The organism is Saccharopolyspora montiporae, assembly GCF_015209505.1.
GTDB lineage: Bacteria > Actinomycetota > Actinomycetes > Mycobacteriales > Pseudonocardiaceae > Saccharopolyspora > Saccharopolyspora montiporae.
This window is the reverse complement of sequence record NZ_JADEYC010000005.1, coordinates 62,136-87,812: the sequence shown is the minus strand read 5'-3', so window position 1 is coordinate 87,812 and position 25,677 is coordinate 62,136. Positions and strand designations below refer to the sequence as shown.

At 70.7% G+C, this 25,677-nt stretch carries 21 protein-coding genes; 9 read left to right on the top strand and 12 right to left on the bottom strand.

The genetic code is table 11. From position 1 onward, the window contains the following. Positions 1 to 4 precede the first annotated feature (4 nt). On the bottom strand, positions 5 to 607 hold the full coding sequence (pgsA, locus tag IQ251_RS02785) for a phosphatidylinositol phosphate synthase (protein ID WP_193926818.1): 603 nt from the start codon (positions 605 to 607) through the stop codon (positions 5 to 7). Between the two features lie 180 nt (positions 608 to 787). On the opposite strand from pgsA, the gene IQ251_RS02780 reads away from it, so the two are divergent. Further along, complete coding sequence (locus tag IQ251_RS02780) at positions 788 to 1,324, top strand: YceI family protein (RefSeq protein WP_193926817.1); 537 nt, start codon at positions 788 to 790, stop codon at positions 1,322 to 1,324. Between the two features lie 70 nt (positions 1,325 to 1,394). Here the strand turns inward: IQ251_RS02780 and IQ251_RS02775 are convergent, their stop codons facing one another. From IQ251_RS02775 to IQ251_RS02760, 4 genes are all read right to left on the bottom strand, one after another. After that, complete coding sequence (locus tag IQ251_RS02775; RefSeq protein WP_193926816.1) at positions 1,395 to 1,967, bottom strand: HIT family protein; 573 nt, start codon at positions 1,965 to 1,967, stop codon at positions 1,395 to 1,397. Beyond that, a complete protein-coding gene (thrS, locus tag IQ251_RS02770; protein ID WP_193926962.1) occupies positions 1,964 to 3,979 on the bottom strand; it encodes a threonine--tRNA ligase in 2,016 nt (671 codons plus the stop codon). The genes IQ251_RS02775 and thrS overlap by 4 nt, the downstream gene beginning before the upstream one ends. Positions 3,980 to 4,133: 154 nt before the next feature. Beyond that, positions 4,134 to 6,224: a putative bifunctional diguanylate cyclase/phosphodiesterase gene (locus IQ251_RS02765; RefSeq protein ID WP_193926815.1), complete on the bottom strand. Its 2,091-nt coding sequence runs from the start codon at positions 6,222 to 6,224 to the stop codon at positions 4,134 to 4,136. A gap of 4 nt (positions 6,225 to 6,228) precedes the next feature. Further along, positions 6,229 to 7,038 carry an SAM-dependent methyltransferase gene (locus IQ251_RS02760; RefSeq protein WP_193926814.1) on the bottom strand — a complete coding sequence of 270 codons (810 nt, stop codon included), beginning with the start codon at positions 7,036 to 7,038 and terminating at the stop codon, positions 6,229 to 6,231. Positions 7,039 to 7,407: 369 nt separating this feature from the next. Between IQ251_RS02760 and IQ251_RS02755 the strand changes: the two genes are divergently transcribed. Next, positions 7,408 to 8,760: an FAD-dependent oxidoreductase gene (locus IQ251_RS02755; protein WP_193926813.1), complete on the top strand. Its 1,353-nt coding sequence runs from the start codon at positions 7,408 to 7,410 to the stop codon at positions 8,758 to 8,760. A gap of 118 nt (positions 8,761 to 8,878) precedes the next feature. Continuing rightward, positions 8,879 to 10,339, top strand: a complete 1,461-nt coding sequence (locus IQ251_RS02750) for an aldehyde dehydrogenase (NADP(+)) (RefSeq protein ID WP_193926812.1) — start codon at positions 8,879 to 8,881, stop codon at positions 10,337 to 10,339. 2 nt (positions 10,340 to 10,341) lie between these two features. On the opposite strand, the gene IQ251_RS02745 is transcribed toward IQ251_RS02750, so the two are convergent. Continuing rightward, positions 10,342 to 11,169 (bottom strand): putative RNA methyltransferase, encoded by an 828-nt coding sequence (locus IQ251_RS02745; RefSeq protein WP_370591165.1) that lies wholly within the window; start codon positions 11,167 to 11,169, stop codon positions 10,342 to 10,344. 62 nt (positions 11,170 to 11,231) lie between these two features. On the opposite strand from IQ251_RS02745, the gene IQ251_RS02740 reads away from it, so the two are divergent. The 3 genes from IQ251_RS02740 to IQ251_RS02730 all read left to right on the top strand — a co-directional run bounded on the left by IQ251_RS02740 (position 11,232) and on the right by IQ251_RS02730 (position 14,107). Beyond that, a complete protein-coding gene (locus tag IQ251_RS02740; RefSeq protein WP_193926811.1) occupies positions 11,232 to 12,653 on the top strand; it encodes a lipase maturation factor family protein in 1,422 nt (473 codons plus the stop codon). A 252-nt stretch (positions 12,654 to 12,905) separates the two neighbouring features. Continuing rightward, positions 12,906 to 13,415 (top strand): hypothetical protein, encoded by a 510-nt coding sequence (locus IQ251_RS02735; protein ID WP_193926810.1) that lies wholly within the window; start codon positions 12,906 to 12,908, stop codon positions 13,413 to 13,415. A 140-nt stretch (positions 13,416 to 13,555) separates the two neighbouring features. After that, positions 13,556 to 14,107, top strand: coding sequence for a hypothetical protein (locus IQ251_RS02730; RefSeq protein WP_193926809.1), 552 nt, complete (start codon positions 13,556 to 13,558; stop codon positions 14,105 to 14,107). Between the two features lie 590 nt (positions 14,108 to 14,697). Here the strand turns inward: IQ251_RS02730 and IQ251_RS02725 are convergent. From IQ251_RS02725 to IQ251_RS02705, 5 genes are all read right to left on the bottom strand, one after another. Next, complete coding sequence (locus IQ251_RS02725; RefSeq protein ID WP_193926808.1) at positions 14,698 to 15,171, bottom strand: VOC family protein; 474 nt, start codon at positions 15,169 to 15,171, stop codon at positions 14,698 to 14,700. Positions 15,172 to 15,251: 80 nt separating this feature from the next. Next, positions 15,252 to 16,481: an SAM-dependent methyltransferase gene (locus IQ251_RS02720; protein WP_193926960.1), complete on the bottom strand. Its 1,230-nt coding sequence runs from the start codon at positions 16,479 to 16,481 to the stop codon at positions 15,252 to 15,254. A 20-nt stretch (positions 16,482 to 16,501) separates the two neighbouring features. Beyond that, positions 16,502 to 17,881 (bottom strand): FAD-binding oxidoreductase, encoded by a 1,380-nt coding sequence (locus IQ251_RS02715; protein ID WP_193926807.1) that lies wholly within the window; start codon positions 17,879 to 17,881, stop codon positions 16,502 to 16,504. Between the two features lie 218 nt (positions 17,882 to 18,099). After that, positions 18,100 to 19,074 (bottom strand): adenylate/guanylate cyclase domain-containing protein, encoded by a 975-nt coding sequence (locus tag IQ251_RS02710; protein WP_228046017.1) that lies wholly within the window; start codon positions 19,072 to 19,074, stop codon positions 18,100 to 18,102. Further along, positions 19,055 to 19,507: a universal stress protein gene (locus IQ251_RS02705; RefSeq protein WP_193926805.1), complete on the bottom strand. Its 453-nt coding sequence runs from the start codon at positions 19,505 to 19,507 to the stop codon at positions 19,055 to 19,057. Before IQ251_RS02705 ends, IQ251_RS02710 begins: the two co-directional genes overlap by 20 nt. Positions 19,508 to 19,877: 370 nt before the next feature. Between IQ251_RS02705 and coaA the strand changes: the two genes are divergently transcribed. Next, the gene (coaA, locus tag IQ251_RS02700) at positions 19,878 to 20,810 is read left to right on the top strand and encodes a type I pantothenate kinase (protein WP_193926804.1); all 933 of its coding nucleotides are present in this window, start codon (positions 19,878 to 19,880) and stop codon (positions 20,808 to 20,810) included. 134 nt (positions 20,811 to 20,944) lie between these two features. Here coaA and IQ251_RS02695 read toward each other — a convergent pair whose 3' ends face one another. Beyond that, positions 20,945 to 22,570 carry a PucR family transcriptional regulator gene (locus IQ251_RS02695; RefSeq protein WP_193926803.1) on the bottom strand — a complete coding sequence of 542 codons (1,626 nt, stop codon included), beginning with the start codon at positions 22,568 to 22,570 and terminating at the stop codon, positions 20,945 to 20,947. 169 nt (positions 22,571 to 22,739) lie between these two features. Here IQ251_RS02695 and pruA point away from each other — a divergent pair, with 169 nt between their 5' ends. Together pruA and IQ251_RS02685 are read left to right on the top strand one after the other, a co-directional pair. Next, the gene (gene pruA, locus IQ251_RS02690) at positions 22,740 to 24,368 is read left to right on the top strand and encodes an L-glutamate gamma-semialdehyde dehydrogenase (protein ID WP_193926802.1); all 1,629 of its coding nucleotides are present in this window, start codon (positions 22,740 to 22,742) and stop codon (positions 24,366 to 24,368) included. A 34-nt stretch (positions 24,369 to 24,402) separates the two neighbouring features. Next, on the top strand, positions 24,403 to 25,332 hold the full coding sequence (locus IQ251_RS02685; RefSeq protein WP_193926801.1) for a proline dehydrogenase family protein: 930 nt from the start codon (positions 24,403 to 24,405) through the stop codon (positions 25,330 to 25,332). The last annotated feature ends 345 nt before the right edge of the window (positions 25,333 to 25,677 follow it).

Genomic DNA, 25,677 nt, shown 5'->3' with positions numbered 1-25,677 from the left:
CCGGTCAGGACTGCTGCGGCTCGTGCACCGACACCAGGCGCTGCACGACGGTGAACGCGGTCAGCGCGGCCAACAGCCACACCGCGATGTCCAACACGTACGGCACGCCCAGCCCGTGCAGACCGGTGCCCACCAACAGCATGATGAACCGCTCGGCCCGCTCGGCCAGTCCCGCACCGACGTGCAGCCCGTTGGCCTCGGCGCGGGCTTTGACGTAGGAGATCACCTGCGCGCACACCATGCCGATGAGCAGGCCGAGCCCCAGCGTGCGGTCGCCGTCGACCACGAGCGCCCACCACACCAGCGACCCGAACAGCACCCCGTCCACGAGCCGGTCGCAGCTGGCGTCGAGCACCGCGCCGAACCGGGAGGCGGCCCCGCCCGCGCGAGCCATCGCACCGTCCAGCAGGTCGAACAGCAGGAACACCGTCACCAGCACGGTGCCGGGGAACAGCTGTCCGCGCGGGAAGAACCACAGCGCCGCGGCGCCCGCCAGGACCGTCCCGAGCACCGTGACCGCGTTCGGGGACAGCCCGAGCCGGACCAGGACCGCGCCCAGCGGATCGGTCAGCCGGGACAGGGACGCGCGCGCGAGGATGTTCAGCATCGCCGGGAGAGTCAGCCGCCAGTAGCGAGAAGTGGGTGTGCCGGGACGAGATTAGCCCCCGGCGATCGACATCAGGGCGCCGACCTGCCGCGCGGCGGTTTTCGGTGAGTTCGGGCACATCCGGAATCAGTTGAAAGTTCAAGCGTGTTGAGCCGGGTGGACCAGCAACCCCGGCGAGGTATGGGAGCGACCGTGACCACTACGCAGATCCCCGGCTACGTGCAGGCCACCTGGGACATCGACAGCGTGCACTCCGAGGTGGAATTCACCGTCCGGCACATGGGCGTGGGCAAGTCCCGCGGCCGGTTCGGCTCCTTCCGCGGCGAGATCGTCACCGGTGAGACGCTCGAGCAGTCCTCGGTGACCGCCACCATCGACGCCACCTCGGTGGACACCGGCAACGCCGACCGGGACGCGCACCTGCGCAACAGCGACTTCCTGGATACCGACCGGTTCCCGACCGCCGAGTTCCGCTCCACCGGCGTGCGCCGGGACGGCGAGGACTACGTCATCGACGGCGAGTTCACCCTGCACGGGGTGACCAAACCGGTGTCGCTGACCACCGAGCTCGGCGGATTCTCCGCGGAGGGCCTGCTCGGCCTGTCCGCGAAGACCACGATCAACCGCACCGATTTCGGCGTCGGCCCGGACGGCGGCGCGATGGTCGGCGAGAAGGTCACCATCACGCTGGAGATCGAGGCTCAGCTGCGCAGCTGAGGCGAGCCGGCACCGGGGCGGGGACGCATCGCCCCGGTGCGGCCGTGTTCGCCGACGGCGAACAGAGCCGTCAGTCCACTTCGGACCAAGCGTCGGCGAGCAGCTGCCGGGTCTCGCCGAGCAGCTGCGGCAGCACCTTGGTGTGCCCGATGACCGGCATGAAGTTCGAATCCCCGCCCCACCGCGGGACGACGTGCTGGTGCAGGTGCGCGGCGATGCCCGCACCGGCCACCGGGCCCTGGTTGAGCCCGATGTTGAACCCGTGCGGGGCCGAGACCCGGCGGATCACCTGCATCGCGTGCTGGGAGTACTCGGCGACCGCCGCCGTCTCCTCCCGCGTGAGGTCCGGGTAGTCGGCCACGTGCCGGTACGGCAGCACCATCAGGTGGCCCGGGTTGTACGGGTAGAGGTTGAGGATCGCGAACACCAGCTCGCCGCGGGCCACGATCAGCGTCTCGGCGTCCGGACGCCCCGACTCCAGCAGCCGGCAGAACGGGCAACCCTCGCTGTCCTCGCCGACCGGCTTGTTCTCGCCCTGGATGTAGGCCAGCCGGTGCGGCGTCCACAGCCGCTGCAGCGAATCCGGGACGCCCACCCCGTCCTGCGCGCTCAGCTCGACGCCATCCTGCTCCGGCCCGCTCACGCCAGCTCCGACCGGAAGGTGTCCGCGGTCGGCGAGGTGTTGTCCCGCCGCCGCACCCAGCGGGTCAGCGCGGCGACCGCGTCGTCGGCCGGCACCTCGTTGATCTGCGAGCCGTCCCGGAACCGGAACGACACCGCACCGGCCTCGACGTCCTTGCCGCCGGCCAGCAGCAGGAACGGCACCTTCTGCGTGGTGTGGTTGCGGATCTTCTTCTGCATCCGGTCATCGCTGCGGTCGACCTCGACCCGCAGCCCCTCCGCGCGCAACCGCTGCGCCACCTGCGCCAGGTGCTCGGTGTGCTCGTCGGCGATCGGGATGCCCACCACCTGCACCGGCGACAACCACGCGGGGAACGCCCCGGCGTAGTGCTCGGTGAGCACGCCGAAGAACCGCTCGATGGAACCGAACAGCGCGCGGTGGATCTTGATCGGCCGCTGCTTGCTGCCGTCCGGCGCGGTGTACTCCAGGCCGAACCGGTCCGGCAGGTGGTAGTCGACCTGGATCGTGGACATCTGCCAGCTGCGGCCCAGCGCGTCCCGCGCCTGCACCGAGACCTTCGGGCCGTAGAAGGCCGCGCCGCCCGGATCCGGCACCAGGTCCAGCCCGGAATCCTGCGCCGCCTCGCGCAGCGCCTCGGTGGCCACCCGCCAGCTCTCGTCGTCGCCGACGTACTTCTCCTCGTTGCGGGTGGACAGTTCGAGGTAGAAATCGTCCAGCCCGTAGTCGCGCAGCAGGTCCAGCACGAAGCCCAGCAGCGACTTCAGCTCGTCCTGCAGCTGGTCCGGGGTGCAGTAGATGTGCGCGTCGTCCTGGGTCATCCCGCGCACGCGGGTGAGACCGTGCACCACACCGGACTTCTCGTAGCGGTACACCGATCCGAACTCGAACAGCCGCAGCGGCAGTTCGCGGTAGGAACGCCCCCGCGAGCGGTAGATGAGGTTGTGGAACGGGCAGTTCATCGGCTTGAGGTAGTAGTCCTGGCCGGGCTTGCGCACCTCGCCGTCCGCGTCCAGCTCCTCGTCGAGGTGCATCGCGGGGAACATCCCGTCCGCGTACCAGTCCAGGTGCCCGGAGGTCTTGAACAGCGCGTCCTTGGTGATGTGCGGCGAGTTCACGAACTCGTAGCCGGCTTCCTCGTGCCGCTTGCGCGAGTAGTCCTCCAACTCGCGCCGGATGGTGCCCCCCTTGGGGTGGAACACCGGCAGACCGGAGCCGACCTCCTCCGGGAAGGAGAACAGGTCCAGCTCGGCACCGAGCTTGCGGTGGTCGCGGCGCTCGGCCTCGGCCAACCACTGCTCGTACTCGGCCAGCTTGTCCTTGGACTCCCACGCGGTGCCGTAAACGCGCTGCAGCTGCCGGTTGTTCTGGTCACCGCGCCAGTAGGCGGCCGCGACGCGGGTCAGCTTGAACGCCGGGATGAACCGGGTGTGCGGGACGTGCGGACCGCGGCAGAGATCTCCCCAGACGACCTCGCCGCGCCGGTCCACGTTGTCGTAGACGGTGAGCTCACCACCGCCGACCTCCATCACCTCGCTGGTGTCGACCTCGGACTTGAGGTCGACGAGTTCCAGCTTGTACGGCTCGCCGGCCAGCTCCTGCTGCGCCGCCTCCACCGAATCCAGCCTGCGCCTGCGGAACTGCTGTCCCGACTTGAGGATCTGCTTCATCCGCTTCTCCAGCGCCTGCAGGTCCTCCGGGGTGAACGGGCGCTCGACGTCGAAGTCGTAGTAGAAGCCGTCCTGCACCGGCGGGCCGATGCCCAGCTTGGCGTCGGCGAACAGGTCCTGCACCGCTTGGGCGAGCACGTGCGCCGCGGAGTGCCGGATGACGCTGCGCCCCGCCTCGCTGCCCGCGGCCACCGCTTCCACCTCGGCGTCAGCTTCCGGCACCCAGGTCAGATCGCGCAGGTCGCCGTCCTGGTCGCGCACGACCACCACGGCTTCCTCTCCGTTGGACGGCAGCCCCGCCTCCGTGACGGCCGAACCGGCCGTAGTGCCCGCCGGAACCTTCACCCGGGGCGCTTGCTGGCTTTGGGAAGGCAGAACGGACACGACTACTCCTCGAACGGTGCCGGTGACGCCCGGCGCGGATGTGCTTCGCACCCCGATGCTATCCGCCACCGGTGAACGACTTCCGCGCAGCACCGCCGCGGCGCGGTGGCCGGCTTCACAGCAGCGCCTGCTCGATCTCCATCGCCGAGGCCGGTCCGCCGGTGCACGGTCCCTGCACGGCCTGCACGCCCAACAGCTCCAGCCGTTTGGCCTGCTCCTCGGTACGTACACCGGCCGCCACCACGGGCAGGCCCAGCAGCCGCGCGGACTCGGCGAAGCTGCGGACCAGGTGCTCGTCCAGCGGATCGGGACCGTCCGGTTCGGCGAAGCTGTCCAAGTACGAGCCGGCCAGCTTGACCGCGTGCACCGGCAACCGCCGCAGCCGGGCGAGCCGCGTGTGGTCGCGGCCGAAGTCGGCGATGCCGACGTTCAGCCCCATGTCGGCGAACACCTCCACCGTGTCCACCCGGTCGCCGAACTCGTCGAACATCGCCGCCTCCGGCATGCCCAGCGCCAGCGCCGCCGGTTCCATCCCGGTCCGGTCCAGGATCCGGCGCACGTCGCCGACCAGTTCGGGCGCGCGGCAGTGCCGGGCCGTCAGGTCCAGCGCGGCGACCGGGGCCGCGGCGCCGACCCGCTCGTTCCAGCGCACCGCGTGCTCGCAGACCCGCTCCAGCGCCCAGCCGCCGAGCCTGCTGATCAGCCCGGTCTCCTCGGCCAGCTCCAGGAAGTGCTCCCCGCCGAGCTCGCCCAGCTCCTCGTGGTCCCAGCGCAGCACGGCTTCGGCGGCGATCATCTTGCCGGTGGCCAGCCACACCACCGGCTCGTACTCCACGAACAGCTCGTTGGTCTCCAGCGCGCCGGGCAGGGCGGCGGAGAGCTTGAACCGCTCGCGGGCCGCGGCGTTGTGCTCCGGGTCGAACAGCACCCACTGCGCCCGCCCCTCGGTCTTGGCCCGGTACAGCGTGATGTCCGCATCGCGCAGCAGCTGGTCCGGTTCGCTGCCGGCCACCTCGCGCTCCACCACGCCGGCGCTGGCGGTCGCGCTGAGCTCGTGCGACCCGACCCGCACCGGGCGGGTCAGCTCGCCCAGCATCCGCTCCACCAGGTCCAGCAGGTCGGTGACCCCGGTCGAGTCCGGCACCAGCACGACGAACTCATCCCCGCCCATCCGCGCGGCGACAGCGCCCTCCGCCGCGGCGAGCGTGTTGAGCCGTTGGGCCACCGAGCGCAGCAGATCATCACCGATGGGATGGCCCAAGCTGTCGTTGACCGCCTTGAACCCGTCCAGGTCGAAGTAGCACAGCCCCACCCTGCGGCCCGGATGGCTCGCCGCGAGCGCCTCGTCCATCCGGGTTTTGAGCAGAGTCCGGTTGGCCAGTCCGGTCAGCGGGTCGTGCGTGGCCTGCCTGCGGAACTGCTCCTGGAGCATGTGCCGCTCGGTGATGTCCTCGTAGAGCAGGACCTGGTAGCTCGGCGCGCCGTCGCCGTCACGCACCAGCGAGGCCGACAACTGGGTCCAGATGTGGCTGTCGTCGCCGGTGGTGAATCGGGTGTCCAACTGGAACAGGTCGTCGACCCCGGCGACCAGGGACACGTCCAACCGCTCCAGCTCCGGCAGCCACGCCTCGTCGACCAGCGCGAAGATGCTCTGGCCGACGAGGTCCTGGCCGGTGCTGCGGAAGATCCGGTTCATCGAGGCGTTGACCTCGTCGATCCTGCCGTCCAGCCCGGCCACCGCGATGCCCAGCGCCGAGGAGGCGAACACCGCGCGCGACCGGGCTTCGCTGGCGCGCAGCGCTTCCTCGGCCGCGTCCCGCGCGTGCAGCACCGCCTGCTGGATGACCTCCTGCTGGTCCAGCGTCTGCTCGCGCAGCGCGCCCGCGTAGCCGGCCGCGACCGCGCCGAGCAGTTCGAGCAGCTCGCCGGGCGGCAACGTCCGGAACCCGGGCAGCTCCGCACCCAGCACCTGCAGGGTGCGCGCCAGCACCGCGGCATTGGTGAAATGCACGTCCACCAGGCGCGCGCCGATCCGCTCGGCGGCCGCGCGGGTATCACCGGGGGCGTCGAGGAGCGCACCGAGGCACTCGTCCAGGAACAGCTCGATGTCCTGGCGCGATTTGGCGACGTAGCTGGTGTGGATGACCGCGCGCGTCCACCTGCGAACGGCTTCGCCGCGCGCGGCGTCGGGCTCCGGACCGGTCATCGCGTCACGCCTTACGGCCCATTGCGCCGTACACGATCGACTTCTCCGGCTCCTCGGGCACGTCCTCGTCGGAGTCCGGGTGCCACTCCGGCACGTACACCACGCCGGGCTCGACGAGCTCGAAGTCGGAGATCAACTCGGCGACCCGGTCCCGGTCGCGGAGGGTGACCGGGTTGGTGCTGTTCTTGTACAGGTTGACCAGCGTCTCGACGCCCTCCGGGTAGTGGTCCCCGGTGACGTGCGAGAAGCCGAGGAAGCTGCCGGGCGCCAGCGCTTCGTAGTAGCGGCGGATCACCGATCCCGGGTCCGCGGAGTCCGGCACGAAGTGCACCAGCGCGACCATCATGACGCCGATGGGCTTGTCGAAGTCGAGCAGTTCGGCGGCCTCCGGGCTCTGCAGCACCCGGTCCACGTCCTCCAGGTCGGCCTGCACCACCCGGGCGTTCTCGTCGCCCTCCAGGATGGTGCGCGAGTGCGCGACCGCCACCGACTCGTTGTCCACGTACAGCACCCGAGCCTGCGGATCGGCTTCCTGCGCGATCTCGTGCACGTTGCCCGCGGTCGGGATCCCGGAACCGATGTCGAGGAACTGGGTGACGCCCTGCTCGATGCAGTAGCGCACCGCGCGGCGCAGGAATGCCCGGTTGTTCTGCGCGACCTCCTTCACGTTCGGCACGACCTCCAGCACCTTGCGGCCGAGCTCGCGATCGGCGGCGAAGTTGTGCGCACCACCGAGGTAGAAGTCGTAGCAGCGCGCTGCGCTGGGCTTCTCCAGGTCCACGTCGCTCGTGATCCAGTCGGGTCGCTGCTGCATGTGCCACCTTCCGCGTCGCTCGTCGAGCTGCCGGCACCCGGCGCCGGGCGCCGGGCGTCGGGGGGGTGAGGCGCGCTCCGGCCGCCGGGGCTTTGATCAACCCGGATCGTAGTGTCACGCAGCGAACGCGGTCACGTACGTGGGGTACGGGGGCCGAGGTCGTTGCCGAAGTGGTATGAGCATTCTCACCGTCCGCGACCCGCCCGCATCGCGGGATCGCGAATAAGGGGAACCTAAGCTGGCCGGGTCCGGGTTTTCACCCGAGTTCCCGCGGGCGCCGATGCCCGCGCCCACCGGGGTCACGGGTGCGCCCGGGCGTGCCCGTCGCACGAGAACGGCACAACGATCAGCCAGCGAGTAGGAGAACGCATGACCCGCCCACTGCGAGTAGCGATCGTCGGGGCCGGACCGGCCGGCGTGTACGCCGCCGACATCCTGACCAAGTCGGAAACGCAGGTGGACATCGACCTGCTCGATCGGATGCCCGCACCCTACGGTCTGATCCGCTACGGCGTGGCGCCCGACCACCCCCGCATCAAGGGCATCATCAGCGCGCTGCACCGGATCATGGAAAAGCCCGAGCTGCGCTTCCTCGGCCAGGTCGAGTACGGCGTGGACATCAAGCTCGACGACCTGCGCCGGCACTACGACGCGGTCATCTTCGCCACCGGTGCGGACCAGGACCGCGGGCTGGACATCCCGGGCATCGACCTGGAACACAGCCACGGGGCCGCGGAGTTCGTCTACTGGTACGACGGCTACCCCGAGTCGCCGCGCGATTGGACGCTGGACGCCCAGCAGGTCGCGGTGATCGGCGCGGGCAACGTCGCGCTGGACGTGGCCCGGGTGCTGGCCAAGCAGGCCGACGACCTGCTGCGCACCGAGATCCCGGACAACGTCTACGAGGGCCTGCGCGACTCGCAGGTGACCGATGTGCACCTGTTCGCCCGCCGCGGCCCGGCGCAGGCCAAGTTCACCCCGCTGGAGCTGCGCGAGCTCGACCACCAGGACGACGTCGAGATCATCGTGCACCCGGAGGGCTTCGAGCTCGACGAGGCCAGCGAGCAGGACATCGCCTCGAACAACCAGACCAAGAGCATCGTGAAGACGCTGCAGGACTGGGCGCTGCGCGATCCCAAGCACGACACGTCCCGCCGGCTGCACCTGCACTTCCTGCGGTCGCCGGTGGCCGTGGAGGGCACCGAGCGCGTCGAGGCGTTCAAGACCGAGGTCATGGAGCTGACCGGCGACGGCAACGTGCGCGGCACCGGTGAGTACGAGACCTGGCCGGCGCAGCAGGTCTACCGCGCCGTGGGCTACCTGAGCTCCCCGGTCACCGACATCCCGTTCGACAACGCCGCGGGCACCGTGCCCAACGACGGCGGGCGGGTGCTGGACCTGGACGGCGAGCGCCTCGCCGGTGTTTACACCACGGGCTGGATCAAGCGCGGCCCGGTGGGGCTCATCGGGCACACCAAGGGCGATGCGCTGGAGACCATCAACAACCTGCTGGAGGACCTCGACTCGCTGGGCGAGGCCGAGGCGCCGGAGCGGGAATCGATCATCACCCTGCTCGAAGAGCGCGACGTCAGCTACACCACCTGGGAAGGCTGGGGCCGGCTGGACGCGCACGAGCGCGCGCTGGGCGAGGAGCGCGGCCGCGAGCGGCTCAAGGTCGTCGAGCGCGCGGACATGGTGCGCATTTCGCGCGGCGAGAGCTGACCTGCTCGAAACACCCCGAACGCCCCCGGCAGGTCCGGGGGCGTTCGTGCGCGCGGGCGCGGTTGTGACAGGTACTACCGTGGCGGGTATCGATCAGCGCCCGGCAGGAGGAACCCACGTGACGGCCACCGACTCCATCCCGGACACGACCGGAGCCGAACTCGACGCCGCGCTGCAGCGCGCGAACCGGGCCGCCGAGGAGATGTGCGCGCAGCCGCCCGCCGGACGGGCCCGCCAGCTGCGCGCGGCCGCCGACGCGCTCGACGCGGCCGCCGCGGAACTGGTGGACCTGGCCCGCGCCGAGTCGAACCTCTCCGAGGCGCGCTTGACCGGCGAGCTCGCCCGCACCACCTTCCAGCTGCGGTTGTTCGCCGAAACCGCCGATTCGGGCGAGTTCCTGCACGTCGTGCTGGACCGCGCTGACCCGGACTTCCCGCTGGGCCCGAAACCCGACCTGCGCCGGATGCTGCTGCCGCTGGGGCCGGTGCTGGTGTTCGCGGCCAGCAACTTCCCGTTCGCGTTCTCGGTGGCGGGCGGTGACACCGCAGCTGCGCTGGCCGCCGGATGCCCGGTGCTGGTCAAAGCACACCCGGGCCATCCGGCGTTGTCACAGCGCACCGCGGAGATCGTCGGGGAGGCACTGCGCTCGGCCGGTGCGCCGGAGGGCGCGTTCGACGTGGTGTTCGGCTTCGAGACCGGCTCGAACGCGCTGCAGGACCCGCGGATCCGCGCGGCCGCGTTCACCGGTTCCGTGCCCGCGGGACGGGCGCTGCACGACATCGCCGCGGCCCGACCGGATCCCATCCCGTTCTTCGGCGAGCTCGGCAGCCTCAACCCGGTGTTCGTCACCCCCGGCGCGGTGCGCGCCCGCGGTGCCGACATCGCATCCGGATACGTCAACTCCTACTGCGGCAACGCCGGGCAGCTGTGCACCAAACCGGGCCTGCTGTTCCTGCCCGCCGGGCACGGGCTCGGCGAGGCGCTGGTCGGGCATGCCCGGGACGCCGCGGCGCACCCGATGCTCAACGAACGGCTGCACGAGGGCTTCGAGCAGCGCAGGCGCGAGGCGACCGAGGTCCCGGGCGTGCAGGTCCTCGTGGACGGGGACGCTGCCGGACCGTCCCCGACCCTGCTGGCTGCTTCGGTGGACACCCTGCTGGAACACCGCGAAGCCCTGTTGGCGGAGGCGTTCGGCCCGCTGTCCATCGTGGTGGAATACGACTCCCCGCAGGAGGCCAACCGGGTCGCCGAGGCGTTCGCGGGCAACCTGACCGCCACCGTGCACGCCGAGGACGACGAAGCGGGGCTGGTCGGCGGGCTGGTGCGCCGGTTGCGCGAACGGGCCGGCCGGGTGCTGTTCAACGGCTGGCCGACCGGAGTGGCCGTCTCACCCGCGATGCAGCACGGCGGGCCGTACCCCGCGACCACGGACGCGCGATTCACCTCGGTGGGCACCGCCTCGATCGAACGCTTCCTGCGCCCGGTGACCTACCAGAACGCCCCCGCCGGAGTGCTGCCCGAACCGCTGCGCGACGACAACCCGTGGAACATCCCGCAGACGGTGCACCAGCCGGGCTGAGCTCAGCGGCGTGCGAAGACGTGCACCCGCACGTCCGCGGTGACCTCGACCGGCTCCGCGGCAGCGGCCAGCTGCTCGCGCGCGGCCTGCCCGCTGCCGTGGAACGCGTTCGGGCCCATGCCCACCAACGCGGCCGCCGCGTCCCGGTCCAACCGCATCCGGAAACCGACCTCGCGTTCGGCAACCGGCTCGAACAGCTCGCCCAGCTGCTCGTCCAGCCGTTCCCGCTTGCGCCGGTCCACGCCGAGCAGGCCCAGCTGCGCCACGAGCTCGGCGAGGTGGTCCGGTCCGGGCACGACGACCACCAGCCGCCCGCCCGGCTGCAGCACCCGGTGCATCTCCGCGGCGTTGCGCGGGCTGAACACGTCCAACACCGTCGAGATCGCCCCGCTGCGCACCGGCAGCCCGTGCCAGGCATCGGCCACCGCGGACCCGATCGCCGGGTGCGCCTTGGCTGCCCGGCGGGCCGCGTACTTCGACACGTCCAGCGCCACCCCCACCGAGCCGGGCAGCGCGTCCAGCACCCGGGCGAGGTGGTGACCGGGTCCGGCGCCGATGTCCAGCAGCGCCGTCCCGGTCGCGGATTCGGCGACCGCGGCCGAGATCGGCGCGTAGTGCCCGGCTTCCAAGAACCGGGCCCGTTCGGCGACCATGGCCGCGGTGTCCCCGTCGCCCGCGCGCCGCGCCCCGGTCAGCAGCGACACATAACCCTGGCGGGCGATGTCGAACGCGTGCCCGGACGAGCAGAGCAACCCGGCCGGGCGGGAGGTGAACGACCCCCCGCAGTGCGGACAGGCCAGCAATGCCTGCACGTCGTCGCGCACGCTCACCTCCCGCACCGCAGCATCGGAGGAAATTCTAGCCGCGCGACCTGCAGGGACGGTGCAGACCCTTGGGCTTGGAGTGGTTGTCGGCGCCGGACTACTGGTCCGCGCGCTTCGCGGTGCAGCACCTGCTCGCGCTGGCCTACCTGACCGCGTTCCTGGTCGCTGCGCTGCAGTTCCGGCCACTGCTCGGCGAGCGGGGCATGACCCCGGTGCCGCGCTTCCTGGCCCGGGTACCGGCCCGGCGCTCACCGAGCCTGTTCCACCTGCACTACAGCGACCGCACGTTCTCCGCGGTGGCCTGGACCGGGGTGGTCGGCAGCGGGCTGGCGCTGGTGGGCGCGGCTGATCTGGTGCCGTTGTGGGCATCGGTGCTGTGGTGGCTGCTGCTGTGGGTGCTGTACCTGTCGATCGTCAACGTCGGGCAGATCTGGTACGCGTTCGGGTGGGAATCGCTGCTGCTGGAGGCCGGTTTCCTCGCCGTGTTCCTCGGGCCCGCGCACATCGCCCCGCCCGCGGTGGTGCTGTGGCTGCTGTGCTGGCTGCTGTTCCGAGTGGAGTTCGGCGCCGGGCTCATCAAGATCCGCGGGGACAGCTGCTGGCGCGATCTCACCGCGCTGCACCACCACCACGAGACCCAGCCGCTGCCCGGGCCGCTGAGCCGCTGGTTCCACCTGCTGCCCGGGCGCGCGCACCAGGTGGAGGTGCTGGCCAACCACTTCTCCCAGCTGCTGGTGCCCTTCGCGCTGTTCGGCCCGCAACCGGTGGCGGGTGTCGCGGGGCTGGTCGTGCTGATCACCCAGGGCTGGCTGGCGCTGTCCGGCAACTTCGCCTGGCTGAACCTGCTGACGATCACGCTGTCCTTCGCCACGATGGGCTCCTGGCTGCTGGGGCCGGTCACCCCGTCTCCCCCGCCGCTGCAGGATCCGCCCGCCTGGTTCGCGATCCTGGTGCTCGCGGTGGGCCTGGCGGTCGTGGTGCTGTCCTACTGGCCGGTGCGCAACATGCTCGGCCGCGGCCAGGTGATGAACCGCAGCTTCAACCGGCTGCACCTGGTCAACACCTACGGGGCGTTCGGCTCGGTGTCCCGCACCCGCTACGAGGTGGTCCTGGAAGGCAGGCGCGGCGACGAGCCGTGGCAGGAGTACGGGTTCCGCGCCAAGCCCGGCGATCCGCATCGGCGCCCGCCGCAGATCGCGCCGTACCACCTGCGGCTGGACTGGGCGATGTGGTTCCTCCCGCTGGCCCCCGGCTACGGCCGCACGTGGCTACCGGGACTGCTGCGCGCCCTGTTGCGCGGCGACCGGCAGGTGCTGCGCCTGCTGCGGCACGACCCGTTCCCCGGCAGCGCTCCGGACGAAGTCCGCGCCCTGCTGTACCGCTACCGCTTCACCACCCGAGCCGAACACCGCGCCACGGGGTCCTTTTGGGCGCGCGACGAGGTCACCGAGTACCTCCCACCCACCACCCCGCACGACCTCGGCGACTGACCGGCGGGACGGCCCGCGATGCAGCGGGTGCCAAGATGCAGCCGTGCCGAAATGCGGCAGTGCCGAACAGCGGTGTTGCGCACCCCAGTCATCCAACAACACCGCGAAACGGCCACGCCATCGGGCAGACTGACGCGGAACCTGCAATCGGGAGAGTGCCTGATGGCTCGCAGCAGGCAGGATCCAGATGACTGACTGGCGGATCAACGAATGATTCCTACACCTCCCCCATCTCGGCGCCACCAACGCCCCATGTACCTGGAGTTCGCGCCGATTTCAGCCGAGGTTGCCCAGCGGATCCGCGTCGTGTCCCGCGCGGTCGGGCATCCGTCGATCGTCGTGGCCGTCATCGCCGGTATCCTGATCGTCTCGTTCGGCCTCCTGCTGTCGTTCAAGTTCGATCCGATCATGATCTTCACGGTCATCATGGGCTTGTTGTCCAGCCTTTTCGCTCTATTCTCCGGGATCACGCTGGTCAAGGGTCCGCATTACGTCAAAACCGGGGACCTCAACGTGACCTACGCTCGACAAAGCCGACGCCTGCTGCTCATCTTCTGGATCGCGACGATCGTCCCCACCGGTATCGCGGTGCTGTTCTCCGTGCCACGCGGTACCGATGCGTTCTTCACACCGGCATTCCTGGGGTATTTCGCGCTGTTGTGGGTGCCGTTCGCCACGGCACTGATCGACATGCTCGTCGGCATTCCCCTGCTCAAGCCGCCCGACCAGTTGGTCCAGCAGTACGGAGGTGCACAGCGTTGACGTTCCCCCCTCCCGCACCACCCCCGCCCCAGAATCGATATCACCAGCCGCCGCATAGTGGCCCTCCGGAGAAGAAGTCGCTCCCGCGGTGGGTGTTGTTCACCGTTATCTCGTTATGTGCAGCCTCGATCGCGCTTAGCATGATCGCGATCCTGTTCCCGAAGTGGCCGAGCCTGTTTCCGTCCGCGCCGAGCTATACCGCTGCGCCCGACCCGTGCACAGCGGTGCCGCAAGAGACCATCGCCGGGATGTTCGGGCCGAATCAGCCCGCACAGCCGAACACCGACGACACCTCGATCGGCAACGAGCAACAGCTCAGCTGCGCATGGAACCCGACGACCGAGCAAGCCGACGCACTGGGTCGATACAGCTACTTGACCGTGGAAGTCACCGCCCACTCCGGAACGAACGGCCGTGCGGACTTCGAGTCCGTCGATAACGATTTCCGGTACTTCGACAAGTCGAACCCGACCGCGATTCCCGGGATCGGCGATCGGGCCGCGGCGGTGCACGAAGAACACGAGGTCCGCGTCCTCGCCTCCCGCGCCAACCTCACGGTCGACGTCCGCTACGACTCGGTCAACATGCGGCCGGAATCCCCTCGCGAGACCCCGATTCCACGCGAGCGACTCGATGCCGAAGCCCACCGGGTGACCCGGCACGTCCTCAACGCAGCCGGAGCTCCGAGTTAGCGCTCGGTCGTCGCCGTTGCGCGGACCTCCCCCCGTCGTGCACGCCGCCGCGAGATCGGCTTCGATCCAGCGGCCCGCAGCGAGGGAGCACCATCGCCACCGGGTCAGTGCACGGTTTCACTCCCCGCGCGAGACCGAGCGCAGCGCAGCGCCGCGGCGGCCAGGAGCACCAACGATCCCAACAGCGCGCTGATCGGCAGCGCGGCGAACTAGGCGTGCAACCCGGCGTGGTGCAACAGGGTTCCGGCGATGGTCGAGCCGACGGCGTTGCCCAGCAGGACGATGTTGATCAGCCACGCGAACACTCCAGTTGTCTCCGCCCCGATCACTCCAGCCGCGCGGATCCCGTACGGCTCCGGCGAAGCAGCAGCAGGCTGCCACCCCACAGCGTCCCGCCCGGGACCTCCCAGCCGCACCCTCGTCCCGGCGGAAGCCACGACCACCCGGCGGTGCCGTAGTGCGACGACGTCGGCGTCACGCGTTGCGGTCGGTGAGCGCGAGCAGTCGAGCTCTGATCGCGCTCAGCATCGCTCGGGCAGTGACGGTGAACGGCTCGGCTCCTCCGACACAAGGAAGCCCGCCCGGGTCGGTCAGGCGTTCTCCAGGGTGGCGATGTCGAGCTTGCCCATGTCCAGCATCGCCCGGGTGACGCGATCGGCGCGGTCGGCGTCCGAGTCGATGAGCAGCTCGAACAACCGGACCGGGGTGACTTGCCAGGACAGGCCGAACTTGTCCTTGAGCCACCCGCACGGCCCGAATTCGCCGCCTTCACCCAGCTTCTCCCACAGCCGGTCCACCTCGTCCTGCGTGTCGCAGGCGATCTGGAACGACACGGCCTCGGTGAAGTGGAACATCGGCCCGCCGTTGAGCGCCACGAATTCCGTTCCGGCCAACCGGAAGCGCACCACGAGCACCGTTCCCGGCTCGCCCGGCCCGGTCTGGCCGGTGTACTGCACCTGCACGATGCGCGAGTCCTCGAAGATCGATGTGTAGTGCTCGGCCGCCTGTTCGGCTTGGCCGTCGTACCACAGGCACGGCACGATCTTTGCCGCGATCCGTTCCATGACCTCTCCCTCCGTCGCGGTCGACGATTCCGCACGAAGGGGAAGACCACCGGCCGGGCCGGAACTCATCGCACCGCGCGTCACCAGTCCGGGCGAAGCGGCATCCGGGCGTCGGTGTCGGCCAGGCGCACGCCGAGCACCTGGTGCAGCTGGACCATGTCGCGTTCGAACCCGAGCCGGCAGGCCGCCATGTACAGCCGCCACACCCGGGCGCGCTGCGGACCCACCTCACGCACCGCCCGCGACCAGTTGGCGTCCAGGTTGCGGCACCAGTCGCGCAGGGTCAGCGCGTAGTGCTCGCGCAGGTTCTCCTCGTGGCGGACCTCGAACCCGTGGTCGTTCATCACCGAGACCAGCTCACCGACCGGCTCCAGCTCACCGTCCGGGAAGACGTAGCGGCTGATGAACTTCCCGGCGCGGTTGCCGTGGCTGCCGTCGGGACGGGTGATGCAGTGGTTGAGCAGCCGCCCGCCCGGGCGCAGCTTGTCATGCAGCGCCGAGAAGTACGCCGGCAGCTGGGACTGCCCGATGTGCTCGGTCAGCCCGATCGAGGCGATCGCGTCGAACTCGGTCTCGGCGACATCGCGGTAGTCGAGGTGGCGGACCTCGGCCAGATCGGCCAGACCGCGCTCGGCGATGGTCTTCTGCGCCCACTGCGCCTGCCGGCGGGACAGGGTCACGCCCAGCGCCCGCACGCCGTACTGCTCGGCGGCGTGCATGACCATCCCGCCCCAGCCGCAGCCGATGTCGAGCAGCCGCATCCCGCTGGTCAGGCCGAGTTTGCGCGCGACCAGGTCGTGCTTGGCCTCCTGGGCCCGTTCCAGCGAGGCGTCCTGCTCCGGGTAGACGGCGCAGGTGTAGGCCATCGACGGGCCGAGCACCCACTCGTAGAAGCGGTTCGACACGTCGTAGTGGTGCGAGATCACTTCGCTGTCCCGGTCTTTGGAGTGCCGCCAGCCGTGCGGGCGGTGCTCGACGTCGGGTACGCGCACCGGCCACCACAGGCGCTGGCCGAGCAGCTTGACGGCCAGTTCGCGGCGCAACTGCGGGGAGATCCCGTGCAGCGTGACGCTGCCGAACCCGGACAGCGCCGCGTACATGTCGCCGTGCACGTCGATGGCACCGCTGACGTAGGCGCGGGCGAGCCCGAGCTCACCGGGCGAGGACGCCAGGTGCGCCAGCGCCAGCGGGGACTTGATCTCGATGCGTGAGGGGCAACCCTGCGGACCGGTCCGACTGCCGTCGAACGCCCGGATCTCGACCGGGATGTCCTCGCCGAGGACCCGCGTGATCACATGTGCCCAGCCCATGACGTTCCCCTTCCTCGACATCACTTCTCCCGCACGCACTTCTCGTACAGCCCGGGCAGGCGGCCGTCCGGGTCGTAGCGGTCCTTGAGCTTCTGGTATGCGGGCTTGTTGTAGAGCTGCCAGAACTCCTCGGGCTCGTAGTAGGAGGTGGAGTACAGCGACTTGTGCCCGCCCAGCTCGCGCACCACGCGCTCGATCGCGCGGTTGTACTTCCCGGGCGCCTCCCCCGCCCGCAGCGGCACGCTCGACCAGAACCCGACGTTGACGTAGAGCGCGTCCGGATCCATCGGGTACAGCGGCCAGCCCTCCTCGTCGCGCAGCTGCACCGGGCACAACCACACCGGGCTGATGCCGGTCTCGGCGTGGAAGAAGTCCAGGAACTCGGCCAGCCGGCCGACCGGGATCTCCACGTCCTGGATCACCGGCTCGTTGCCCGCGCCACCGCGCAGCGCGGAAATCCGGTCGGTGAGCGCGTATTTCCGGTCCAGGGCGACCAGCCGCCGGTAGACGTCCGACCGGCGGTAGCGGGCGGGCCACAACCGGCGCACCAGCGGGCGTTGCACGCCCAGGGCCCGCGAGCACCAGAACCAGTCGGTGTCCCAGCGCCACAGGTAGTCGTGCGCGGTCAGGTAGTCGGAGCTGCGCTGCTGCACCGAGCGGTAGTAGATCTGCTGACCGGTGTAGTCGCCGGTGAACGGGGCGCTGTCCACGAAGGACGCCAGCGTGAGGTACTGCTCGCCCGGTCCGAACACGGTGCCGTCGACGAAATCGACCTGCTCGCCGTCGTATTCGCGGTCGGTGCAGATCTGCGCGATGGCCTGCGCGCACTCGTCCGCGGTACCGAACCGCAGGTGCCGCAGGTGCACGTACGGCCGGACCGGCTCCAGCTCGATCTCCAGCCGCAGCGCGTAGCCGAGCGTGCCGTAGGAGTTCGGGAATCCGCGCAGCAGCTCGGCGTGCTCGTTGTCCGGGCGGGCCGTGACGACGCTACCGTCCCCGGTGAGGATCTCGGCTTCGCGCACGGCTTCGTGCGGCAGGCCGTTGCGGAACGAGCTGGATTCGATGCCCAGACCGGCCACCGCGCCGCCGAGGGTGATCGTCTTCAGCTGCGGCACGACGGTGGGCATGTGCCCGGTGGGCAGCAGCGCGGCGACCAGGTCCTCGTAGGTGGTCATGCCCTGGACCTGGGCGGTACCCGCGGTCCGGTCGATGTCCAGCACCCGGTTGAACCGCCCCACGTCCAGCCCCGGGCCGGAGGCGGCGCCGCGGAACCGGAACAGGTTGGAGGTGGGTTTGGCCAGCCGGACCGGGGCGCCGCGCGGGATCCGCTCGTACTGCCCCGCCAGTGCGGCGACGTCGTCGGAGTGGGTTCGTTCCGGGTCTGCTCGCCGATCGGCCATGCTTCGACTCTATTGCGGCCCCGGGCGCCGGGCATCCCACCGGACGTGCCGAACACCGCTCCGCATACCGGACCTAACGGACATTTCGTCGATCAGGTGCGACGGCGCCCATCACACCATCGCGCGAAATCGCAGGTAATCGGGCGCTCACCCCTTCTCACCTGGACAATTGCTTGCTGCAAGCAAAGTCAACAGGACTTTGATCACACCTGTCCGCATCAACCGCCCGCGCGGCGCACCGCCCACGCGCGCAACCCCCGGAACCCCTGCACCTTCGTGGGCCCCACCGAGGTCAGCCGGTAGTCGTCCAGCCCGCGCAGCGACCCCGCCAGCTCGCGGTCCACGAGCACCGAGGCGGGCCGGGCCACCGAGGTGAGCCTGCTGGCGATGTTGACCGTCGAGCCGTAGACGTCGCCGAACCTGGCCAGCACGGTGCCCTGCGCCAGCCCGATGCGCAGCGGCGGCAGCTTCTCGGCGGCGGCGATCTCCTCGTTGAGGGTCAGCGCGATCTCCGCGGCGTCGGCGGCGTTGTCCGCGACGAACAGCACCTCGTCGCCGACCGTCTTCACGATCCGCCCGCGGTGCTCGGCGACCACCCCGGTGGCCAGCTCCTCGAACCCGTCGATGAGCCCGGCCAGTTCCAGCTCGGTGAAATCGCGAATCAACCGGGTGTAGCCGACGAGGTCGGCGAACCCGATCACCTGCACCCGCTCGTCCCCGTCGTCCCCGCGCTCGGCCAGTTCGCGAGCCGCGGTAGCGGCCAGGTGCCTGCGCCACACGTAGTTCTGCAGCCGCTCCATGACCGGCAGGATCGCGCCGGCGAACTGCGCGGTCGTCGGGATGTCCGAGGCGAACTGCTCGCCGAGCAGCGTGCGGAAGATGCCCACCTGCCACTCGGCGAGCCGGGACATCGTCTGCGCCAGCGACCTCGCCACCGCGGTCTCCAGCTCGGTGGGGATCACCTGCGCCGAGACCAGCTCCACCAGGGCGCGCAGCGCGGCGACGTCGGCATCGGCGAACACCACCGCGTCCTCGTCCACGTGTGCGAAGCCCATCGCCTGCCACAGCTGCTCGGCGCGCTCCAGGTCCACACCGGCCGCCTCGGCGACCTCGTGCTTGGTGAACCGGGGGCGCCCGCCGAGGATGGTCTCGTCGACGTGCCGGTCGCTCGCGTCAGCGGGCGGTTCGGACAACGAGCACATCGCATTCGGCGCGCCGGGACACCTCGGAGGGCACCGACCCCAGGATCCGGCCCTTCAACGTGTTGAGCCCGCGGCTGCCCACCACCAGCAGCTCCGCGCGCTGTTGGTCGGCGGCGTCGAGCAGCGCGCCGATGGCCTCACCGACCACGGCCAGCGTTTGCACCTCGCCGGCCCCGGCCGTCGCGGCGGCATCGGCGGCCTCGCGCAGCCGGTCCTCGGCCGGAGCCGACCCGACGACCTGGAACGCCTCGTCGCCCAGCTCGTCCTGCGCCTGCTCCACCTCCCGGGAACTACTGGGCTGGTAGGCGCACACGATCACGACCCGGGCGCCCGAACTCCCCGCGACCTCGGCCGCCCGGGAGACCGCGCGCAGCGACGGCGGGGAGCCGTCGGTTCCGACGACGACAGTGCGATAGGTGGACATGCAACTCCCACTTCCCGAAAGCAGCTACCGACGATCCGCCGGACACCGGCGTGGAACACTAACGAGCTCCCGGCTCCCCGGTCACGCGTCGCGATCGGCGAGGCCGCGATGTGCCGCGATCGCAACCCCCCGGTGCCCCGTGCTGTGATCCGGACCGAAGGTACCCGGTGCCCAGCGCGCCGATCCACGGTTCCGCGCGGTCGTCGAGAAGGAGCGCGAGCCGGCCCCGGTGCCGCGATCGATCAAGGTGTTCCCTGGGTCTCAGCGTGCAGTGGATCACAGCGCTGCGCGGGGGCGACGTCCTACTCTCCCGGAGTCGGCGGTCGCTGCGGCGACCGGTGCTGCTGTGCCTCAACGCCGAGGGGTGCTTGTGACGCGCGTCCGCGAACTGAGCCCGTACGTCGAACTGCATCGCGCTCAGTGGCGCGAACTGCGCGATTCGATGCCGCTCCCGCTGTCCGAGGACGAACTGGTCGCGCTGCGCGGCCTCGGGGAACCCGTCGACCTCGACGAGGTCGCCGACGTCTACCTCCCGCTGTCCCGGCTGATCAACCTGCAGGTCGCCGCCCGGCAGCGGTTGCACGAGACCAGCACGACCTTCCTCGGCGACGAGACCCAGCGCAGCAAGGTCCCGTTCGTCATCGGCATCGCGGGCAGCGTCGCGGTGGGCAAGTCGACCACCGCGCGGATCCTGCGCACCCTGCTCGCCCGCTGGCCCGACCACCCGCGGGTCGACCTGGTCACCACGGACGGCTTCCTGCACCCGAAGGCCGAACTGGTGCGTCGCGGGATCATGCACCGCAAGGGCTTCCCGGAGAGCTACGACCGGCGCTCGCTGCTGCGGTTCGTCACCGAGGTCAAGTCCGGATCGCCGGAGGTCAGCGCACCGGTCTACTCGCACCGCGCCTACGACATCCTGCCGGACGAGCGGCAGCTGGTGCGCCAGCCGGACATCCTGATCGTGGAAGGGCTCAACGTCCTGCAACCGGGTCCGAGCCTGTCCGTCTCGGATCTGTTCGACTTCTCGCTCTACGTCGACGCGCACACCGAGAACATCGAGCGCTGGTACGTCGACCGGTTCCTGGCGCTGCGCGGCACCGCCTTCGCCGACCCCGACTCGCACTTCCACCACTTCTCCGCGCTGCCGGACGAGGAGGCGCGTGCCGAGGCGAAACACCTGTGGCGCACGATCAACGAACCCAACCTCGTGGACAACATCCTGCCCACCCGCCCCCGTGCGACCCTGGTGCTGCGCAAGGACGCCGACCACTCCATCAACAAGGTCCGCCTGCGCAAGCTCTGACGGTCGGCTGCGCCCGATCATCGTCGGGCGCGGCACGGGACGCGAGCGCCGTGCACCGCTCCGACGATGACGCCATGCCCGGCAGGTGGTGACCGCGGCGGATTCCCCGTCCCGAAAGCCTTTTCCCGCGTTCTCTAGCCGCGCCGAGGCCGGTGGGCGAGCAGCAGTTGCAGGTGGGCGTTGAGCCGTTCGACCGGGTCGGCCAGGCCGATATCGGCCAGCTCCGCGGCGCGGCGCATTCGGTGGCGCAGCGTGTTCGGGTGCACGTGCAGTCGCGCGGCGGCGGTGCGGACGTCGCCGAACGACTCCAGGTAGACCAGCAGCGACCGCGCCAGGTCCGATCCGTGCTCGGCGTCGTGTTCGCGCAGCCGCTGCACCCGCACGTCGCGGAACCGCTCGTCGGCGGCCATCCGGTCCAGCACCTCGCCGACCAGCACCTGCGCGCGCACGTCGGCGAGGGTGGCGATGTCCCCGGCCCCCGCGCCGTGGCCCAACACGTCCAGCACCCGGTCGGCCTCGGCCCGCGACTCGGGCACCGCGTGCAGCGCGGGCACCACCGCACCCACTCCCGCCCGCACCCGCGCGCCCCGGGACCGCTCGGCCGCGGACGCGACCTCGCGCGCCAGCCCCAGCACGGCCGACTCCGGTTCACCGGCGGGCAGGTCCGGCAGCAGCGCGTAGACGCGCGAGCCGATCGTGGTGACCAGGGCGCTGCGCCGGTATGCCGAAGCGTGCACCGCGATCAGGCCGGCTAGCTCGGTGCGCTGCAGTTCGAGCTCGGTGCGCTCGGACCCGGGCTCCTGCCCGCCCGGTGCGAACACCACCACTGCCGCGGGCCGGCCCGGCTCGGCACCGATGTTGCCGGCCACCGAGTCCGCGTCGATCCGGCCCTCCAGCAGCCCCGCCAGCAGGTTCTCCCGGAACCGCGGGCCGGCCGTGGCCTCGCTGCGCTGCCGGATCAGCTGCAGCGCGGCCACCCGCGCTGCCCCGAGCAGCGCCCGTTCCGCGCCCTCGGCCAGCGGCTCGGACGCCTGCTGCACCCAGATCGTGCCGAGCGGACGGCTGCCCGCGTGGATGCCGATGGCCAACCGCCGCCGGACACCCAGGTCGGGGCGCTCCTCGACGGGCACGACCTCCTCACCGCGGCGCAGCCGCTCGTACACGCCCCACTCGCGCAGCATCGCCAGGTAGCTCTCCGGACCGCGCCTGCCCAGGATGGACAGCCGGCGCAGCTCGTCCACCTGCTCGTCGGAACGCGAGTAGGCCAGCACCCGGCTGGTGGTGTCCTCGATGCTGACGATGCCGCCGGTCGTGTCGGCCAGGGTCTGCGCCAGCGCGAACAGGTCATCCAACGCCTCGGCGGCCTCCGCACCACCGGCCCGCGCGTCGTCCAGGGCACAGCGGGCGAACGAGGCCAGCCGCTCCCAGCGGACCTGCGGACGCACACCCAGCAGCGCCACCCCGGCATCGGTCGCGGCGTCCCGCAGCGCGCGGGCATCGGCGTCCGTGGCCGCCTTCACCGCCACCGCACCGGCACCGTCGGCGGCCGCCGACCGGACCAGCCGCTGCGCCGCCCGGCCCCGCGCACCGATCACCAGCACGAGCGCATCCTCGGCGCCGCCCGCGTCCTCCTCCGGATCCAGGATCAGCACTTCGCCGATCCCGACGTCGAACCCGCGGGGCGCGGCCAGCACGTCCACCAGCGGCTCGCCGACCGCGATCAGCAGCCGGCGCAGCGGTACTCCCGCGGTATCGCGCATGGTCGAACCCCTGTTCCGCACCGCTCGGCGTCACCGGAACGGGTTGTCCAGCACGACGAACCGGTCCGGGCAACGGTAGCCGATCGCACAATCACGCCAGGGCCGTCGAACTCCTAATCTCACGGCATCACCCGCGCAGGGCGGCAGTCTCGCAAGGAGGCAATCGGTCATGGACGCCATCACCTCGGTCCCCGCGCCGTACAACGAACCGGTGCGCGGCTACGCCCCCGGCTCGACCGAGCGCGACGCGCTGCAGAAGCGCCTCGCCGAGCTCGAATCCGAGCAGCTCGACCTCACCTGCACCATCGGCGGGCAGCAGCGGATGGCGGGCGGCGCGCGGTTCGACGTGGTGCAGCCGCACGACCACCGGCACGCGCTCGGTACCTGCGCCCAGGCCACCGGCACCGACGTGGCCGACGCGGTGCGCGCCGCCGAGAACGCCGCGCCGGAGTGGGCCGCGACCCCGTTCGACGAGCGCGCCGCGGTCCTGCTGCGCGCCGCCGATCTGCTGTCCGGCCCGTTCCGGGACACGATCAACGCCGCCACCATGCTCGGCCAGTCCAAATCCGTGCAGCAGGCCGAGATCGAGGCCGCCTGCGAGTTCGCCGACTTCCTGCGGTTCAACGCGCACTACGCGCGGCAGATCCTGGCCGAGCAGCCGCGGTCGGTGCCCGGCGAGTGGAACCGGATGGACTACCGCCCGCTGGACGGGTTCGTCACCGCCATCACCCCGTTCAACTTCACCGCCATCGCCGGGAACCTGCCCTCCGCTCCGGCGCTGATGGGCAACACCGTGGTGTGGAAGCCGACGCCGACGCAGCAGTTCGCCGCGCACTTCACCATGCGCCTGTTCGAAGCGGCCGGGCTGCCGCCCGGGGTGATCAACCTGGTCACCGGGGACGGGCAGGCGGTCAGCGAGGTGGCGCTTTCGGACCCGGGCTTCGCGGGCCTGCACTTCACCGGATCCACCGGCACATTCCGGAAACTGTGGCGCACCATCGGCGACCACCTCGACGAGTACCGCTGCTACCCGCGGATCGTGGGCGAAACCGGCGGCAAGGACTTCGTCGTCGTACATCCCTCGGCGCACCGGGCGCAGCTGGCGACCGCGTTGGTCCGCGGGGCTTTCGAGTACCAGGGCCAGAAGTGCTCGGCCGCCTCCCGCGCCTACGTGCCGCGCTCGGTCTGGGACGGCGGGCTGCGCGAGGAACTGGCCGATCTGGCCCGCACCGTCCGGTTCGGCGACATCACCGACTTCGGCAACTTCGGCGGCGCGGTCATCGACGCGAGGGCGTTCGCCAAGCACCGCGCGGCGCTGCAGCGCGCCGAGCGGGAGCCCTCGCTGGAGGTGCTGGCCGGCGGCGGCTGCGACGACGCGACCGGGTACTTCGTGGATCCGACGGTGCTGGTCGGCACCGATCCCGGCGACGAGGCGTTCACCACCGAGTACTTCGGGCCGATCCTGGCGGTGCACGTCTACGAGGACGCCCGGTATCCGGAGATCCTCGACGTGGTCGACTCGTCCAGCCCGTACGCGCTGACCGGGGCGGTGTTCGCCACCGACCGCGCCGCGATCGAGCTGGCGCACCGGCGGTTGCGGCACGCGGCGGGCAACTTCTACGTCAACGACAAGCCCACCGGGTCGATCGTGTCCCGCCAGCCGTTCGGTGGCAGCCGCGCCTCGGGCACCAACGACAAGGCGGGCTCGCTGATGAACATCCAGCGCTGGACCAGCCCGCGGGCGATCAAGGAGACCTTCGACGCGCCGATCGCGCACACCTACCCGCACATGGGCTGACCGGGCGGAAAGCCCTCGTACGACGGGAGATCGCATGCTGCGCAACGCTCTGCTCGCCGCCGCCCGCTCGACCGCGGTGCGCGGTCTCGTGGAAGCCAACCCGCTCACCGGCGCCGCAGTCCGCCGGTTCGTGGCCGGTACCGGCGCGGCCGATGCGGTGCGCGCGGCCGACGAGCTGCGCGGGCTCGGGCTGACGACCACGCTGGACCACCTCGGGGAGCAGGTGGCCGACGCCCGGCAGGCCGCCGCGACGGTCGCCGCCTACCGGGAGGTGCTGCACGCGCTGGCCGAGGCGGGACTCGCCGGCTGCACCGAGGTTTCGGTGAAGCTCTCCGCGGTGGGCCAATTCCTGCCGGTGGACGGGGAGAAGACCGCGCTGGACAACGCGCGGGCGATCTGCGAGGCGGCCTCGGCCGCGGGCACGACGGTCACCCTGGACATGGAGGACCACACCACCACCGATTCGACGCTGGGTATCCTGCGCGATCTGCGGGTGGACTTCCCGCAGGTGGGCGCGGTGGTGCAGGCGTACCTGCACCGCACCGAGCAGGACTGCCGCGATCTGGCCGCGGGCGGTGCGCGGGTGCGGCTGTGCAAGGGCGCCTACGCCGAGCCCGCTGCGGTGGCCTTCCAGCACCGCGCCGCGGTCGACCGCTCCTACGTGCGGTGCCTACGGGCGCTGATGGGGGGAACGGGCTATCCGATGGTGGCCACGCACGACCCGCGGCTGATCGCCATCGCCGGTGAGCTGGCCGAGCGGGCGGGCCGCGGACCGGACGGGTTCGAGTACCAGATGCTGTACGGGATCCGGCCGGACGAGCAGCGGCGTCTCGCCGCGCGGGGGCATCGGGTGCGGGTCTACGTGGCCTACGGCGACGAGTGGTACGGGTACTTCATGCGCCGGCTCGCCGAACGCCCGGCCAACCTCGGGTTCTTCCTGCGGTCGGTGCTCACGCGCGGCTGAGGCCGGTTCGGCGTGTCCGACCACTGTGGATAGCCGCTCGGCGGCCGGTTCCTTATTCGGAAACCTGCGACAATAAGGAATTCTCTTCCGGCTTCTCCTGCGCACGCGATCCGGATCACGTGTGCCTTGCTCCAGAAGGCGCCTCGCCCACCCCAGCTGACCGGGCGCACGAACACCTCCGGACGACGCGGCATTCACCACCTCTACGAACTCACCGTCGTCGAGACAGCATGCCCGACCCCCACACACGACGATCAAAGAGTCCGATCAAGGTGCATCGATGAGCCACCGAGATCATCTTCTGTACGACGGCGGGCACCCGTGCTGTGGCTGCCGTGGGCGGAC

Excerpts from the sequence above, each read along its gene's own strand:
- IQ251_RS02730 (WP_193926809.1), top strand. The coding sequence starts at position 13,556 with ATGATCGCGATCCTGTTCCCGAAGTGGCCGAGCCTGTTTCCGTCCGCG.
- IQ251_RS02780 (WP_193926817.1), top strand. The coding sequence starts at position 788 with ATGGGAGCGACCGTGACCACTACGCAGATCCCCGGCTACGTGCAGGCC.
- IQ251_RS02715 (WP_193926807.1), bottom strand. The coding sequence starts at position 17,881 with ATGGCCGATCGGCGAGCAGACCCGGAACGAACCCACTCCGACGACGTC.
- IQ251_RS02695 (WP_193926803.1), bottom strand. The coding sequence starts at position 22,570 with ATGCGCGATACCGCGGGAGTACCGCTGCGCCGGCTGCTGATCGCGGTC.
- pruA (WP_193926802.1), top strand. The coding sequence starts at position 22,740 with ATGGACGCCATCACCTCGGTCCCCGCGCCGTACAACGAACCGGTGCGC.
- IQ251_RS02685 (WP_193926801.1), top strand. The coding sequence starts at position 24,403 with ATGCTGCGCAACGCTCTGCTCGCCGCCGCCCGCTCGACCGCGGTGCGC.
- IQ251_RS02760 (WP_193926814.1), bottom strand. The coding sequence starts at position 7,038 with ATGCAGCAGCGACCCGACTGGATCACGAGCGACGTGGACCTGGAGAAG.
- IQ251_RS02720 (WP_193926960.1), bottom strand. The coding sequence starts at position 16,481 with ATGGGCTGGGCACATGTGATCACGCGGGTCCTCGGCGAGGACATCCCG.
- IQ251_RS02765 (WP_193926815.1), bottom strand. The coding sequence starts at position 6,224 with ATGACCGGTCCGGAGCCCGACGCCGCGCGCGGCGAAGCCGTTCGCAGG.
- IQ251_RS02735 (WP_193926810.1), top strand. The coding sequence starts at position 12,906 with ATGTACCTGGAGTTCGCGCCGATTTCAGCCGAGGTTGCCCAGCGGATC.
- IQ251_RS02725 (WP_193926808.1), bottom strand. The coding sequence starts at position 15,171 with ATGGAACGGATCGCGGCAAAGATCGTGCCGTGCCTGTGGTACGACGGC.
- pgsA (WP_193926818.1), bottom strand. The coding sequence starts at position 607 with ATGCTGAACATCCTCGCGCGCGCGTCCCTGTCCCGGCTGACCGATCCG.
- IQ251_RS02755 (WP_193926813.1), top strand. The coding sequence starts at position 7,408 with ATGACCCGCCCACTGCGAGTAGCGATCGTCGGGGCCGGACCGGCCGGC.
- IQ251_RS02705 (WP_193926805.1), bottom strand. The coding sequence starts at position 19,507 with ATGTCCACCTATCGCACTGTCGTCGTCGGAACCGACGGCTCCCCGCCG.